This is a genomic window from Blautia sp. An81, assembly GCF_002161285.1.
Taxonomy (GTDB): Bacteria; Bacillota; Clostridia; order Lachnospirales; family Lachnospiraceae; genus Blautia; species Blautia ornithocaccae.
In genome coordinates this window covers 124,358-137,598 of sequence record NZ_NFHH01000006.1, presented here as the reverse complement: position 1 = coordinate 137,598, position 13,241 = coordinate 124,358, and the positions used below count along the sequence as shown (strand labels likewise).

Sequence of the window (13,241 nt, the reverse complement as noted above, 5' to 3'; positions counted from 1 at the left end):
GGTGAGATGAATAATGGGCGAAATGAAACTTACGTTCAAAACTCCGGAAGAGATTTACGAATTTGTAAATACAGTATCCAAGTATGAATTTGATGTTGATGTCAGAAGAGGAAGAGTTGTTGTAGACGCAAAATCTTTGCTTGGTATTATGCATCTTGGACTCAACAGCGTACTTGACCTGAAAATCCATTCAGGAGACTGCGAAGAACTGCAGACAAAGCTTGTAAAATATGCGGCATAATTATATATGTTTTCCGTATTTTGAAAAATACGGATATATAGGGATTCCCAGTGCATTGTTTTGCACTGGGAATTTTGTATAAGTGAGAAACTGCGTGGCATCTGCAGCACAGGTTTTCTCTTTAGATTCATATTTGGGATTCCAAACGGTGGTTACCGGGCTGTTCGTATAAAAATCTCTTTATCTTTTCATCTTTACCAGATATTCACTGGTTCCTTCTTCCAGTATCCGTTCTTCTGTCCGGTGAAAACCGTGTTTTTCATAGAAACGGAGAGCACCGGAATTTTTCTCAAGAGCCCATAAGAAATTACATTGCTTTTCTTCTACTGCAAAGTTGATCAAAGAAGCGCCGATCCCCTGGTTTTGAAAGAAAGTATCTACATATAATTTTTGGATTTCTGGCCCGGAAAGTTGGACAAAACCCCGGATAAGTCCGTTGTCATAAACAAAGGTATTCTGTAATCTTTCTCTATCCTGGAGGTATTCATTGGCTACAGATACGACCTGAAGCTCCCCAAAAGAATAGTTTTCATCTTTAAAAATCGGAAAGAAATTTACACGATTGTTATAAACCAGGATTTCCGCAATTCTGGATACATCTTTTTCTTCTGCTTGGCGGATATACATATTTTGTCCTTTCTATTGCTGGATAGATAGTTTTTATTTGCATTTATATTTCAGAGTGAAACAGCCATAATATACTCTTCTTCCCGTTCGAGATAAATTTCAAACCCTGCTCTGCGGTACAGATTTACAGCCTGATTCGCTTTCTGAGCAGAAAGCGAAACTCTGGAATAGCCTTGGGTTTTCAGGAAAGACAACAGTTCCTGAAGCAGGGCAGTTCCCATTCCCATACCTCTGTATTCTTTATACAGAGCGATAGCAAGGGATGGAGTTTCGTCATCAATATGTCCATAGTCGTCCATGATCCGAACCCAGGCTGCGCCAACAACTTTTCCATCTACATCTGCCACAAAAGCAATGTCATGTCTGGAAGAGCCGAAATCTGCCGTATATACCTGCAGTTCAGGAGTCTGGAGAATAGACCGGGGGAAAGGCGGTTTTCCCAGGGGAACGAAAAGAGATTCATATAAAAAATCTTCCAGCAACGGATATTCTTGTTCTGTCATTTTTCGTATTTTATACTGCATATTTTTAAATCCTTTCTTACTTATTGTAATAAAATCTTGTCCATCTGCCTTTACATGGCTGTCCCTGAATCCTGGGCTGTTCGACAGCGCCTCATTTTTACCAAGGATCAGAAACTGACATACTCTCAATAAAAACCAGTTTTCCCGGAGTGCCGTTTTCTGGCGTCATATCTGAAATCAGGAGTTCTATTTCTTCCAGATTTTTTATTCCCCAGTATTCTTCCTGAAATATTTCCGGAGGGATCGTAAAGTATAAATGCCTGTGCTCCTTTTCTTCCAGAAAAACTTCCTGAGAGAGGAGGGGCTTCCAAATATTTTCTGATTTGCCCCACAATATGATTTTAGCAGAGCCTGCTTCTCCGGGATTTATTACACCGCCCAGTACATTTAAAGACGTACCGGGAGTGACTGTTTCTTTAGAGGGGATAACATCAATAAACTTTAAAGTTTTGTTAATCATTACTTTTCACCGCCGTTCCTGAACTGCAAATATAGAGAATAAATGTTTACTTTAAATCTTTCCATATAAAGAAAATCCACAGTAGTAATATACTAAAAGACAGGATTCCAAGCACTCTCTCTGCTAAACTTATATGAAAAAGAAATAGACATAGAACAGCGCAAAAAAGATAAATGCTGCATAGTATCAGGCACACAAAAGCGATTTTCTTTTTATATAAAATAAGAGAAACAAGTAATACTGTTCCTGTTAAAAATGAAAAAATAAAGAAGACCCTTTCCACAGGAAACAGGAATCGGAAACCATCCGGATTCAAGAAATAATATCCAGATTCCAAGATTATAAAAATAGAAAGGAGTATTCCTTTTATAGAAATATTTTTCATGGCAATTTCCCCTACATATTCATAGAAAGATCGATCCGAAAACCAAGGCTTTCTGCCAGAGCTTTCAGTTTTTTTAGGAAATTTTTCTGACATAGAAACATTACATAAGAATCACTGTCAATATCAAAGGCCGCCAGAACATAACCGGATTTTTCCCATTTTTTATCCAGGATTTCACACCACTGGGGTATAGAATCTTGCTGCTGAAACCAGCTTTCTTCAATTTCCAGGGAGTGTCTTTTCACAGTTTTTAAGTCAGAGACGGCGGAAAGAAAGCCGGATAATTCTTCGCACCAGTCACATTCACAGGCAAACTGATGATGGATCAGCAGATCGATACATCCCATCCACTGGAGGGAGGCTGGGGGATTTTTTAAAGACATTCCTCTGGCCTCATAATCTTCCAGATGACTTTGATAGTATTTTTCTGTATTTTTTATACATTTTCTGGCAGAGTCCAGGATCTCCGGGTTATTGGAACACACGATCCTTACAATTTCCAAAAGCGGGTGATGATAATGCGGTTCTTCGTGAGTATCCGGAACTTCCTTTTCCTGTCTGCTTTTAAAAAATCCCATACGATTTCCCTCCTGCCTGATTTTTATTTAGAAAATTTCTGACTTTTGGTCATTATTTTTCGGTGTCTGCCAGCTCCTTAATTATTCTTTTTCAAGGGCGTATTTATATTCCATTCGCTCTTCAGAGGATGACCTGTTTTTTCTGCCGGACCGGCACAGGACCCTGGACATTCCCAGCTTTTCCATAAGAGAATAAGAAGGGATATTTTCACTGTCACAGTATGCGATAAATTTCTTGATCCCCAAGTTTTGGGAAGCATAATCTATCAAAGATTGGGCAGCTTCAAAGGTATAACCATGTCCCCAATACCTTTTATTCAGGATCCATCCTAACTCCCCTTCGGTCCTATCCTCGTTCAGATAGAGACAGACAGAACCTATATGGGTACCCTCTGTGAGAATGGCAAATTCATAAAATTCAGGAAATTCTTTCTGCCATTCTGCCTCAGCTTTTATGAGAAATTCTGCAGTTTCTTCAATACTTTCTTCTGGAAGATCCAGCATAAATTTTGTGTTTTCCAGGTCGCCGCTGTAAGCAAATGCAGTATTTACATACTGAGGTCCCAGAGGAGAGAGAAGGAGCCGTTTCGTTCTTATTTCCATAGTTATACTCCATTTCAAATTTATTTTTTACTTCTCAAGTTTGGCTCTTTTGATCAGCAATAGAATAAAAAGTATAAACCATACAATCCAGGCCAAGCCATTGCCCAGGCCGGGCTTAAAGAAATCCAGGACCATACCCAATAGAAAAGGGAGAGCCATGACCATCATTCTTTTGCCATAACACTGACACAGGAGGTCTTCGTTTACCTTTTTCCGTTGATCTTCTGAGCGAATATTGTAACCAGTTAAATAGTCAGCAGCTTTTCCTTTTGATCTGTAAAAATAGAAGCCCATCAGGAACATGCATAGGGCCATGATCAGATCAAATACTATAATGAATATAAGAAACATAAGATATTCTCCGATTCTTTCTGCCTTTCCTCCGTTTGATCCACAAAGGCTAATTCCTGATTTTACTTTTAATCAGTCGTATCCTTTTTTGACAGATCATTTACAAAATCTGTCAAAGCTTTTCCCCTTAAAAATACTGCTGTGCACAATGCGATTAAAGCGATCACGATAAAGAAAATTTCCATAAAAACACCCCCATATATGAAGATTTATAAGCGGTGGCTGTTGTATAGGATGAGGAATTACCCTCTGTGGATATACATTCTTGACATTTCAGGTTCTCCGTCGCCCTGGACCATGCAGAAAAATTCCCAGCCGTATCTTTCGTAAAAAGAGGTATGGTCTGTGAGAAGATACAGGGTGTCGATGCCCCGTTGTTTCATATCCCTGCAAACATAGTCCAGAAGCTCTCCAGCTACGCCCTGACCCCGGTATTCTTCTTCTGTATAAACAGCACAGACGTTAGGAGATAAGTCTTTTCTGTTGTGAAAATCGTTTTCGATGACGCCCATTCCTCCTATGATTTCGGAATCTTTCAGGGCCAGATACCATTGGGGGACAGGGGAGATTTTCAGGAGAGATGCTTCCATGCTTTCCCTGTATGCTTCCAGGGGAACGCTCCACTTTTCATGGAACCAATGGGCGGCTTTTTCCAGTATTTCAGGCCGCTGAACAAGATTTATGATTTCAAATTTCATATAACATGTACCTCAACTTTATGTATCAATTTTCTATGGAAACAAGATAATGCTCTGCTTCTTCCCTGGATTTAAAAATGTGGACAGTCCGGTTTTTTTTATACTTTTCAAGAAGCTGGTATATGATGGGAAGCTGGTCTTTCGGAAAATCCAGGATCCACTGCTTGAATTCCTGGTCAAATTCTGTTTCTATCCAGGGAATATCCTCCCGCTTTGTACCGATACGGGCTTTGGCTCCGGCCAGACAGACCTCCAAAGGATAGTCCAGAAAGAATACAGTATCACAGTTTTTTAGGCTAAGCTCCATTGTGCTGAGATAATTTCCGTCAATGATCCACTTTGGAGTTTTGATGATTTCTTCCTGACGTGCAGTCAGTTCCTCACGGGAAATATTGGTCTTATCAGGTCTGTGCCAGATCATATCCAGGTAATATAAAGGAAGCCCTGTAGCATCTCTCAGCTTTCGTGAAAAGGTACTTTTTCCTGCACCAGGGCTGCCGATTACAATGACCTTCTGCATTGAATCTCCTCCAGTAGAAGGAGGCTGGATTTCTCTTTCAAGTACCATAACAAAGTTGGTAAGCAGGATGTTTTGCCGCTCTACCTGCTGCTCTCTCAGAACTTTGTATCCTCTCTTTTGAAAAAAAGGCCTGGCCGTAATGGAGGCGTGGGTCAGGATATTTCCCTGGACATGAGCTTCCAGCCTGCTGCAGAGAGCAGCGGCGATTCCCTCCCTCTGGTGCTCTTTGTGGACGTAGAGACGATCCAGATATCCGGTTTCATCAATGTCCCCAAAACCTGCGATCCTGCCATTTTCAACGGCTACTAAGGTATAGTGTTCCAGGAAGGACTGGTTCCAGGTAGCCAGGTCTACTTTTCCTGTTGCCCATGCATTTAACTGTTCGCTGGTATAGTCTTGTTTATTGACCTCATGAACTGTCTGGTAAAAAAGTGCTGCTATTTCAGAACAGTCAGCAGGTTCGTATTCTCTGATATACATTTTAGCTGCTCCTTCGATCATAGATCAATTCAACGATTCCGTTAGATGATCTTTTTACACTTTGTTAAGGTGATTTATATCTTACGGATTTCATAGCTACATTATACCATTTTTGAAAGAAGAGAGAAGTTCTTTTACATAAAATACACGAATTCATATCCAAAATGGTTAAAAAGGGGCTGTCGCATTAGTCATATGTCAGGAATATTTATACATTTTATGCGAATTTGACGAGCATAGCTTTGAGACCATAGGCTCAAAGCGGCACAGACTGAGCAATAAAATGTATAAATATTCTCGATTTTGATTAATGCGACAGCTCCTTTGAAAGGCTTAAAGATATATATTTTCTGTGGGAAGAGTTTCCTGGGCCTCTTTTTCTTTATACCGGAAATAGAGATAGGGAACCAGGGAAATGCCTGCCCAGATCAGTCTGGTGCCCAGATAGGTGAGAAATCCGATAAAGTCGTAGAAAAGAAGAACACCAGCCAGAACTGCCAGGATCGCTGCTGGGAGCAGCATATGTTTTTCTCTCAGTTTTGCCATGAGCTTTTGGATAGATGCTTTTTTCCATTGATAGATTCCATATAGGACACCGCCAATGGCCAGATAGTACAACAGGAAGGGCAGCGTGGAAGGAAGCTGGAAAAGGAACTCCTGCAGAAGCAGACAGAGAAAAAAGAGAAAGCCGGCTCCGCTGATAAGTTTTAAGGTCCTGAATTTTTTAAGGCTGTTTGTTTTGGTCATATTGATTTCCTCCTTAGATATGGATGATAAGTTGTTTTCTTTATGCTTTCATAATAGCGGAGAATTGTTTCAGCTATATCTCAGCAAAGAAAAAAGGATTACAATTTTGAGACAATACCAGAATATTTTTTCTTCTGTTGAAAAGAACCTCTTTCTCTGACTGCAAGTTGACATGGCTGAAACCGGTGTTTTATAATAAATATATTCTGAAAACTAGGGCAGCAATGGTGTTTTAAGGGTGGTTTTTTATGTTAGAGACAAAAGAAATAGGAAGAGAGCAGTGGGAGAAGATTTACGAATTTATACGGACCTGCGGAAGTGCCTGTGATTCGGATAGATTTGCGGTACAGATCCTGGACCATATTGGAGAATTCTGCGAATATGACTGTGGATCTGCCTATCTGCTGGATAGAAATGGAAAGATTTCCGGTCTCCATCTCAGGAATATTGAGGAGCGGTGGATAAAGGTTTATATGGCTTATTATGCCAACACTGACGGGCAGCGTTACAGTATGTTTGGAAAGCGAACATTAGCGAGATTCTTCATATTGCCAGGCCCACCACCTATAAACACATCGCTCATATCTATGAAAAGATGAATGTGTCTAGTCAGCGGGAATTACTGTCCCGGCTGCTGAACTCTTAAGTCATAACATATCTTTTAAAAAGTTACAAAATAAAAGGATCAGAGGGCCTTTCTGAATCTTGGAAAAGTCCCCTGATCTTTTCTGTTTTATCATTTCTGATATCTTTGTAAAATACGCAAAATTATTAATTTTAAATACTGAATCCTGATGATTTTAATGAAAAATTAGATTTGATAGACTATAAATACAAAATATTTCTGCGATTTAGATACTTTGAAAGAATACAAAAAGTAAGGAGGTGCAGAAAAATGGCAGAGACAGCAGAAAAAACTTACAAAGGTCTTGTGATACAGCTCCCGGAAAAATAGAAGAAAGTTCAGGCCATGGTATGCCAGCTTTATCAGGAAATGCGCTATAAAGCCTTGCAAACCGGTGAGATAAACTTTTTCGTAGAAAGAGATATCCAGGACCAGATGGAAAATATACAAAAAGAGGCCCGCAGGCAGGTGAAAATCCGCTGTATCATCCAGGAGATAACAGAGACAGAACAGATTCAGATCAGCCGGGAAGAGCTTGAATCAGAGGCAGAAGCTATGGCAGAACGGCAGCATACCACAGTAAGAGAAATCAAAAGCTTTTTCGGTGAGAATCTGGATATGCTGAGAGAGGATCTGCTGGTCAGAAAAACTATTCAGAGAATCTGCAAAAGCGCGGTTATTCTGTGAAAAATCGGCAGTTTTTGCATTTGAGACCTTATTATGTCAGAAGAAAAGAAAGTAAGTTCCTCAAGAGTCGTGAAAGGGCACAAATCTATTAATTATCTTCAGAAGCTGAAAGATGAAGGCACCCCTATTGTACAGATGTGCCAGGGGACGGCAAATCTGACCCTCAGCAGCAGATTGATATTGCTCCCTGGTGGATACAGACTGTAAGGCGGGCGGCCCCTTATATCCATCTTAACTTTTACATGCAGACCCCTACCTATGCGTTTAAGGAAAAAGCTTTGGAATATGGTTCTTATTATATGAACTGCGGCGCAGATTCTCTTCTGCCTATGGGAATCAGCAATGAGACCTTAGAGTATATGGCGGACAATTATCTTCCTGTATTCGGTCATGTAGGCGCATTATCCGGATGGCAGACCAACCGTCAGGGCGGTTATAAACGTATGGGAAGGACTGCGGAAGAGGCCATGAAGGTTTACCGGATGGCATATGAATATCAGGAATGCGGTATGATGGCAATGACCATTGAACTGACTCCTATTGAGGTGACTAATTCTATTGCGAAAAAGCTTCGTGTACCTGTGATTTCCATAGCCGCAGGAGGGGCCGCAGACGGCTGTGAGATGGTGGATTTTGATACCTTCGGCATGATGCCTTCTGCAGCTTCCCATGCAAAATCCTACGGAAATTTCTTCCAGTGGGCAACTCAGATTTACGGAGCCTGGGCTAATGATGTGCGGACCGGTGCTTATCCGGAAGACAAGCATGGCTATCATATGGATGAAGCGGAACTGGATAAATTCCTGAACATGCTGGAGCATGCATAAGGAGGGCCTATGGGAACTGTCTATCTGGCCAGTGATGAATCCAGCTTTGTTAATTCGGCCTCAATTGTAATCCACGGAGGCGTATGCCTGGGATAAAGATATACTGAAGATGTTTCGGAATGAAATAATGCAAGATAACATATAGTATCGTATCGCACCAGAGCGGCAGCTGTATTAAAAAGGATTTTTGATATTCCTTGAGATACGGCTGCCGCTTTTCATGAATTGCATATAGTATGTAAGACCTTCCGTTCAGGAAAAATAATAATCTTCTGCTGATGGAATCCCCTGGGTGGGATAGTCTTCCAGCACTTCTTTTACCAGATAAGGCTTATCTGAGATAAGTCCGTTTATTCCCATATCCAGATATTTTCTCATGTTTTCTTCCAGCTCCACCGTCCATACATAAACTGGCAGCCAGGCTTGGCGGCAGGCAGATATAAAGCTGTTGGAAACCATATTTTCTTCTATAACTACGAAGTCACAGTCCAGGGAAAGAAGATTTTCTACTGTAGTCTCTCCAAGATTTCCAAACATGCAGTAGCCGGTTTTCAGAGCGGGATTTTTCTGGCGTACAAGCTGTACCAGTTCGTAATCCAGAGACATAAGGATACAATCTTTTTGAAAATCATATTTTTCGATGAGGGCCAGTATCTGGTCCACCAGAGGCTCCTTTTCCCTTTCAGAAACAGCTTTTAATTCAATGAGCAGCCGGATCTTTCCCTGAGAAAGCTGGATCAACTCTTCCAGAGTAGGCACCTGGCCTTTCATTCCATACTGAGACAAAGGAATGGATTGAAGTTCTTTGAGGGTAAGTTCATTTATGCTGTCGGATTGTCCTGCCATACGGCTGAGGCTGTCATCATGAGCAGCTACAGGAACCAGGTCCTTTGTCAGCTGAATATCTACCTCTGCATAGTCTGCTCCGGATTCTATGGCACCTTCTACTGCTTTCAGGGTATTTTCTACTCCCAGGTCACTGCCTCTGTGGCCGATGGCCAGGGGCTGATGGACAGCCGGAGGTGTCTGAGCGTACTGATACATGGCAGAAAGTCCGGCAGCCAGGGCAAGGAGAACTACAGGAATCCAAAGGCTTTTAAGGCCGGGAATTTTCCTGAAAAGAGGTCGGAAATAATTTCGGAGGACAGCAAGCTTTTCGCACAGGAAGACTCTGGCTTTTCCTATATTCTGCGTGGGAAGACAGACGGCAGCTGGAGAGCAGAGAGCTTTTTCTTCCACAGAAGAAGTATAAACGCCTACAAGAACAGCCATAAATCCCAGAGAAAGAATACAGCGCAGAGCCCAAACCATTACACCTATAAAGGCGGTTTCCTGAGTCTTTCCAGAGAAGAAAAGCATACACAGAGTTTTCAGAGGATTCTTTTCTATAACTGCAGAAAAATCTGTGGGAAGGAGTCCCGGCTGATGAAAAAGCAGCCACCAGAAGACCATAAGGATGCTTAGAAGGAAAAGCCCTTTTATTCCTGTTCTTTTCCAGGTACGGATACTTTCTGCAGAGGCTTCTCGGAAGGTTTTTCCAGTCAGCACCATAGAGGGAAGAAGGAAAAGAAGCAGCAGAAAAACCAGAAAGATCAGGATATAGGCCAGATTCAGAACAAAATCTCCATACCACCTTTTCGACAGCTCTCCTGTAATAAAATTAGGGATTTCCAGATGGGGCATTACTGAGGGAATGAGATAGATATTCTGAAAAGGGAGGAGAAGGATCCCATAAATAAAAAGCCCCGGAATACTTTTGAAGTTTAAGGAAAACAGAGAGTATACAGAGGAGCTGACAGTATCCTTTAAGGAGAAGGACTTTCCTCTGTATCCCTGGTAAAGGCCAGTGAGGATCACAGAAAATTCAAAATAGGCCAGAAGGGCAGAAAGACAGAGGATCAGTACAATGGCAGCTATGCCGGGAAGGCTTAACAGAATACGGAGCATATTGTAATTATACAGGCTGGTGTCTCCTGTTATTTCCAGCATCATAACGATCAGTTCTTTTCCGGCGGGAACAAAGAAGAATACTGAAAGAATTTTAAAAACCAGCTCAAACAAAAATAACTGGGGCAGCAGAGTAAGAAAACTGGCAAAGATCTTTTTCCAGTGGGACAGGGATAATGTTTTATACATAGGGAACCTCCGGTGTAAATAGTAAGTATTGTTTTTGTGAGATTGCTTTTCCTGTGCAGCGGACAGGGAACAGATTAAAACAGCGGGAGAAGGTTTTCCAGGACCAGCAGACCTCCCAGGCTGTAGGCAAAGAGGGAGAAGGGTCTTCCCAGAAGGGTGAAAACCAGGTATTTCTTAAAGGACATAGAAGTCAGTCCAGCAATAAGACATAACAGGTCGTCGGGCATGCCTGGAAGAATCAGGGCCAGAAGAAAACTGATCACAGAACCGGTGACCATTCCCACATAATTCAGGAAGAATCCATTTACCGGACCAAATATTGCTACGCCGATGATACAGCTTACGCCACCGGGAACTACAGGGATCACTACCTGCACGGTCTGAAGGAAAAGGAAGCATAGAGGAGCCAGGGTTCCTGTCTTGCGGAGAAACTGCTCCATGGATTCCTGAGAGGAAAAGATGCCGCTTTGATAACCTGCCCAGAGGGTAAGGAGGAGAGCAGCAGTGCCGATTATCGTCAGTTTGTTTTCTTCTAATTTCTTTGTCAATGTCATGAGATACGCCTTCTTTCTGTTTCATTTCTGCGAGCACCGAACCAAGCGGGCATGCTTGCACCAGGTTTTTTGACTTCTGTCGCTGTTTTTCTATGGGGCTATAATCTGTTTTGACTGTGCAGAAAGGAGAATTGCTTCTTCCTGGTGGAGGGATTTCATTTTTCTTATAAAGAGCCACAGGCCGGGGCCAGCCAGGAGAAGGAAGCTTCCTCCGCTTGCTGCCAGACTGTGGAATATCTGGAAAAATCTTGGCAGAGTGGTGAGAAATGCCAGGGCCAGAAGGGCTGTGGATATATAAAATTTATAGAGATTCGCTTTGTTTTTCATTATGAGTACCTCCCATTTGCGATTGCTTTCTTTTGATGGTTTTATATTATCAGGGGAAGGTCTCACCATTATTTCAATTATCCAAAAGAATGTTGCAGTTTTGTGATATTTTCCTGATTTCCTTCGCCTTGCCACCTCAGAAGTTTCATGGTAGTATTAGGAAGAACAAAAAGGAGAGAAATCTATGAGTTCTTATGAAAGTTTTGCCAGGGTCTATGACCTTTTTATGGACAATATCCCCTATGAAGAATGGTGTGAGTATCTTGCCGGGCTTCTGGAAGACCAGGGAATCCGGGAGGGACTGGTCCTGGAGCTGGGATGCGGGACAGGAAACATGACTCGGCTTCTGGCAGAGAAGGGATATGACATGATCGGAGTGGACAACTCTGTGGATATGCTGGAAATTGCCATGGAGAAGAAGGAAGAGGAGGAACAGGATATCCTGTACCTTCTTCAGGATATGCGGGAGTTTGAGCTTTATGGCACTGTCCGGGCGGTGGTGTCTGTCTGCGACAGTATGAACTATATTATTGAAGAAGAGGATCTGCTGGAGGTGTTCCGGCTGGTGAATAACTATCTGGATCCGGGAGGAATTTTCATTTTTGATCTGAATACAGAATACAAGTATGAAAAGATTCTGGGAGACACTACTATAGCAGAGGACCGGGAGGATGCCAGTTTTATCTGGGATAATTATTACGATCCGGAAGAGAAGATCAACGAATATGATCTGGCTCTTTTTATCCCGGAGGAAAAAGATGGGGAAATTCTTTATCGGAAGTATGAAGAGACCCATTATCAGAAAGCCTATTCTCTGGAAAGGACGAAAGAACTGCTTTTAGAAGCAGGTATGGAGTACATTGCCGCCTATGATGCATTTACCAGAGAACCGGCACGTAAAGACAGCGAGAGGATTTATATACTTGCCAGAGAAAAAGGAAAGAATTCGCAGAAAGAGGAGATTTGAAAATATGGGAGATTATATTGTAAGGGCTACAGCGGCTAATCATCAGATCAGAGCTTTTGCGGCTACTACCAGAGACCTGGTAGAGCATGCAAGAGCAGCCCACAATACCAGCCCGGTAGCCACAGCGGCTCTGGGACGCCTGCTTACAGCGGGATCTATGATGGGCGTTATGATGAAAGGAGATAAGGACCTGCTGACACTGCAGATCAAGGCGGGAGGCCCTCTGGAAGGAATCACCGTTACTGCAGATTCCAAGGGAAATGTAAAAGGCTATGTGGGAAATCCCAATGTGGTCCTTCACGCCAACGCCCAGGGAAAGCTGGATGTGGCAGGAGCCGTAGGAGTAGGTTTTATGAATGTGATCAAAGATATGGGCATGAAGGAGCCTTATGTGGGACAGACAGTCCTCCAGACCAGTGAGATCGCAGAGGACCTTACTTATTACTTTGCTACCAGCGAGCAGGTACCTTCTTCTGTAGGCCTGGGAGTGCTGATGGAAAAAGATAATACAGTGAAGCAGGCCGGCGGTTTTATTATCCAGCTTATGCCTTTCACAGAGGAAGCAGTGATCAGCCGGCTGGAGGAAAATCTGAAAAAGGTGACTTCTGTTACCTCTCTTCTGGAAGAGGGACATACCCCCGAAAGCCTTCTGGAACTTTTGCTGGAGGGATTTGATATTGAATTTAATGACAGGATCCCAACGCAGTTCTACTGCAACTGCAGTAAGGAAAGAGTGGAGAGAGCCCTCATCAGTATCGGAAAGAAGGACATCCAGGAAATGATCGATGAGGGAAAAGAGATTGAGATGAACTGTCATTTCTGTAATAAGAATTATACATTTACCGTAGAAGAGCTGAAAAGGATCTTAAAGGAATGTAAAAGATAATAGAAAGAGGTTTGGCGG

The 13,241-nt window shown here is 42.3% G+C and carries 17 protein-coding genes and 1 pseudogene; 6 read left to right on the top strand and 12 right to left on the bottom strand.

Annotated features, from left to right (window positions below; genetic code table 11):
- Window positions 1-13: 13 nt before the first annotated feature.
- Window positions 14-241 carry an HPr family phosphocarrier protein gene (locus B5G33_RS07640; protein ID WP_087274522.1) on the top strand — a complete coding sequence of 76 codons (228 nt, stop codon included), beginning with the start codon at window positions 14-16 and terminating at the stop codon, window positions 239-241.
- A 180-nt stretch (window positions 242-421) separates the two neighbouring features.
- Here the strand turns inward: B5G33_RS07640 and B5G33_RS07635 are convergent, their stop codons facing one another.
- From B5G33_RS07635 to B5G33_RS07585, 9 genes and pseudogenes are all read right to left on the bottom strand, one after another.
- Window positions 422-868, bottom strand: coding sequence for a GNAT family N-acetyltransferase (locus tag B5G33_RS07635; protein WP_087274524.1), 447 nt, complete (start codon window positions 866-868; stop codon window positions 422-424).
- Window positions 869-918: 50 nt separating this feature from the next.
- Window positions 919-1,392 carry a GNAT family N-acetyltransferase gene (locus B5G33_RS07630; RefSeq protein WP_087417232.1) on the bottom strand — a complete coding sequence of 158 codons (474 nt, stop codon included), beginning with the start codon at window positions 1,390-1,392 and terminating at the stop codon, window positions 919-921.
- A gap of 97 nt (window positions 1,393-1,489) precedes the next feature.
- A complete protein-coding gene (locus B5G33_RS07625) occupies window positions 1,490-1,852 on the bottom strand; it encodes a hypothetical protein (RefSeq protein ID WP_087417210.1) in 363 nt (120 codons plus the stop codon).
- 396 nt (window positions 1,853-2,248) lie between these two features.
- The gene (locus tag B5G33_RS07615; protein WP_087274530.1) at window positions 2,249-2,815 is read right to left on the bottom strand and encodes a DUF6630 family protein; all 567 of its coding nucleotides are present in this window, start codon (window positions 2,813-2,815) and stop codon (window positions 2,249-2,251) included.
- Window positions 2,816-2,896: 81 nt separating this feature from the next.
- Window positions 2,897-3,418 carry a GNAT family N-acetyltransferase gene (locus B5G33_RS07610; protein WP_087417209.1) on the bottom strand — a complete coding sequence of 174 codons (522 nt, stop codon included), beginning with the start codon at window positions 3,416-3,418 and terminating at the stop codon, window positions 2,897-2,899.
- Window positions 3,419-3,445: 27 nt separating this feature from the next.
- Window positions 3,446-3,733, bottom strand: a complete 288-nt coding sequence (locus B5G33_RS22575; RefSeq protein ID WP_334293387.1) for a DUF3784 domain-containing protein — start codon at window positions 3,731-3,733, stop codon at window positions 3,446-3,448.
- Between the two features lie 278 nt (window positions 3,734-4,011).
- The gene (locus tag B5G33_RS07600; protein ID WP_087417208.1) at window positions 4,012-4,467 is read right to left on the bottom strand and encodes a GNAT family N-acetyltransferase; all 456 of its coding nucleotides are present in this window, start codon (window positions 4,465-4,467) and stop codon (window positions 4,012-4,014) included.
- A gap of 565 nt (window positions 4,468-5,032) precedes the next feature.
- Window positions 5,033-5,467 (bottom strand): annotated as a pseudogene (locus tag B5G33_RS22570) (GNAT family N-acetyltransferase); the annotation flags it as partial.
- 333 nt (window positions 5,468-5,800) lie between these two features.
- Complete coding sequence (locus B5G33_RS07585) at window positions 5,801-6,214, bottom strand: hypothetical protein (protein WP_087417207.1); 414 nt, start codon at window positions 6,212-6,214, stop codon at window positions 5,801-5,803.
- A gap of 529 nt (window positions 6,215-6,743) precedes the next feature.
- Here B5G33_RS07585 and B5G33_RS22730 point away from each other — a divergent pair.
- The 3 genes from B5G33_RS22730 to B5G33_RS07570 all read left to right on the top strand — a co-directional run bounded on the left by B5G33_RS22730 (window position 6,744) and on the right by B5G33_RS07570 (window position 8,353).
- Complete coding sequence (locus B5G33_RS22730) at window positions 6,744-6,860, top strand: LuxR C-terminal-related transcriptional regulator (RefSeq protein WP_140403176.1); 117 nt, start codon at window positions 6,744-6,746, stop codon at window positions 6,858-6,860.
- Between the two features lie 324 nt (window positions 6,861-7,184).
- A complete protein-coding gene (locus B5G33_RS07575; protein ID WP_087274541.1) occupies window positions 7,185-7,526 on the top strand; it encodes a hypothetical protein in 342 nt (113 codons plus the stop codon).
- Window positions 7,527-7,663: 137 nt separating this feature from the next.
- Entirely contained in the window at window positions 7,664-8,353 is a 690-nt protein-coding gene (locus tag B5G33_RS07570) for a 3-methyl-2-oxobutanoate hydroxymethyltransferase (protein ID WP_087417206.1), read from the top strand.
- A 252-nt stretch (window positions 8,354-8,605) separates the two neighbouring features.
- On the opposite strand, the gene B5G33_RS07565 is transcribed toward B5G33_RS07570, so the two are convergent.
- From B5G33_RS07565 to B5G33_RS07555, 3 genes are all read right to left on the bottom strand, one after another.
- On the bottom strand, window positions 8,606-10,489 hold the full coding sequence (locus tag B5G33_RS07565; protein ID WP_087417205.1) for a glycerophosphodiester phosphodiesterase family protein: 1,884 nt from the start codon (window positions 10,487-10,489) through the stop codon (window positions 8,606-8,608).
- A 74-nt stretch (window positions 10,490-10,563) separates the two neighbouring features.
- Window positions 10,564-11,043, bottom strand: a complete 480-nt coding sequence (locus B5G33_RS07560) for a TVP38/TMEM64 family protein (protein ID WP_087417204.1) — start codon at window positions 11,041-11,043, stop codon at window positions 10,564-10,566.
- A 90-nt stretch (window positions 11,044-11,133) separates the two neighbouring features.
- Window positions 11,134-11,370 carry a hypothetical protein gene (locus B5G33_RS07555; RefSeq protein WP_087417203.1) on the bottom strand — a complete coding sequence of 79 codons (237 nt, stop codon included), beginning with the start codon at window positions 11,368-11,370 and terminating at the stop codon, window positions 11,134-11,136.
- A gap of 184 nt (window positions 11,371-11,554) precedes the next feature.
- Between B5G33_RS07555 and B5G33_RS07550 the strand changes: the two genes are divergently transcribed.
- Both B5G33_RS07550 and hslO read left to right on the top strand, forming a co-directional pair.
- Complete coding sequence (locus B5G33_RS07550) at window positions 11,555-12,337, top strand: class I SAM-dependent DNA methyltransferase (RefSeq protein ID WP_087274553.1); 783 nt, start codon at window positions 11,555-11,557, stop codon at window positions 12,335-12,337.
- Between the two features lie 4 nt (window positions 12,338-12,341).
- The gene (gene hslO, locus B5G33_RS07545) at window positions 12,342-13,223 is read left to right on the top strand and encodes an Hsp33 family molecular chaperone HslO (protein ID WP_087274555.1); all 882 of its coding nucleotides are present in this window, start codon (window positions 12,342-12,344) and stop codon (window positions 13,221-13,223) included.
- Window positions 13,224-13,241: the final 18 nt, after the last annotated feature.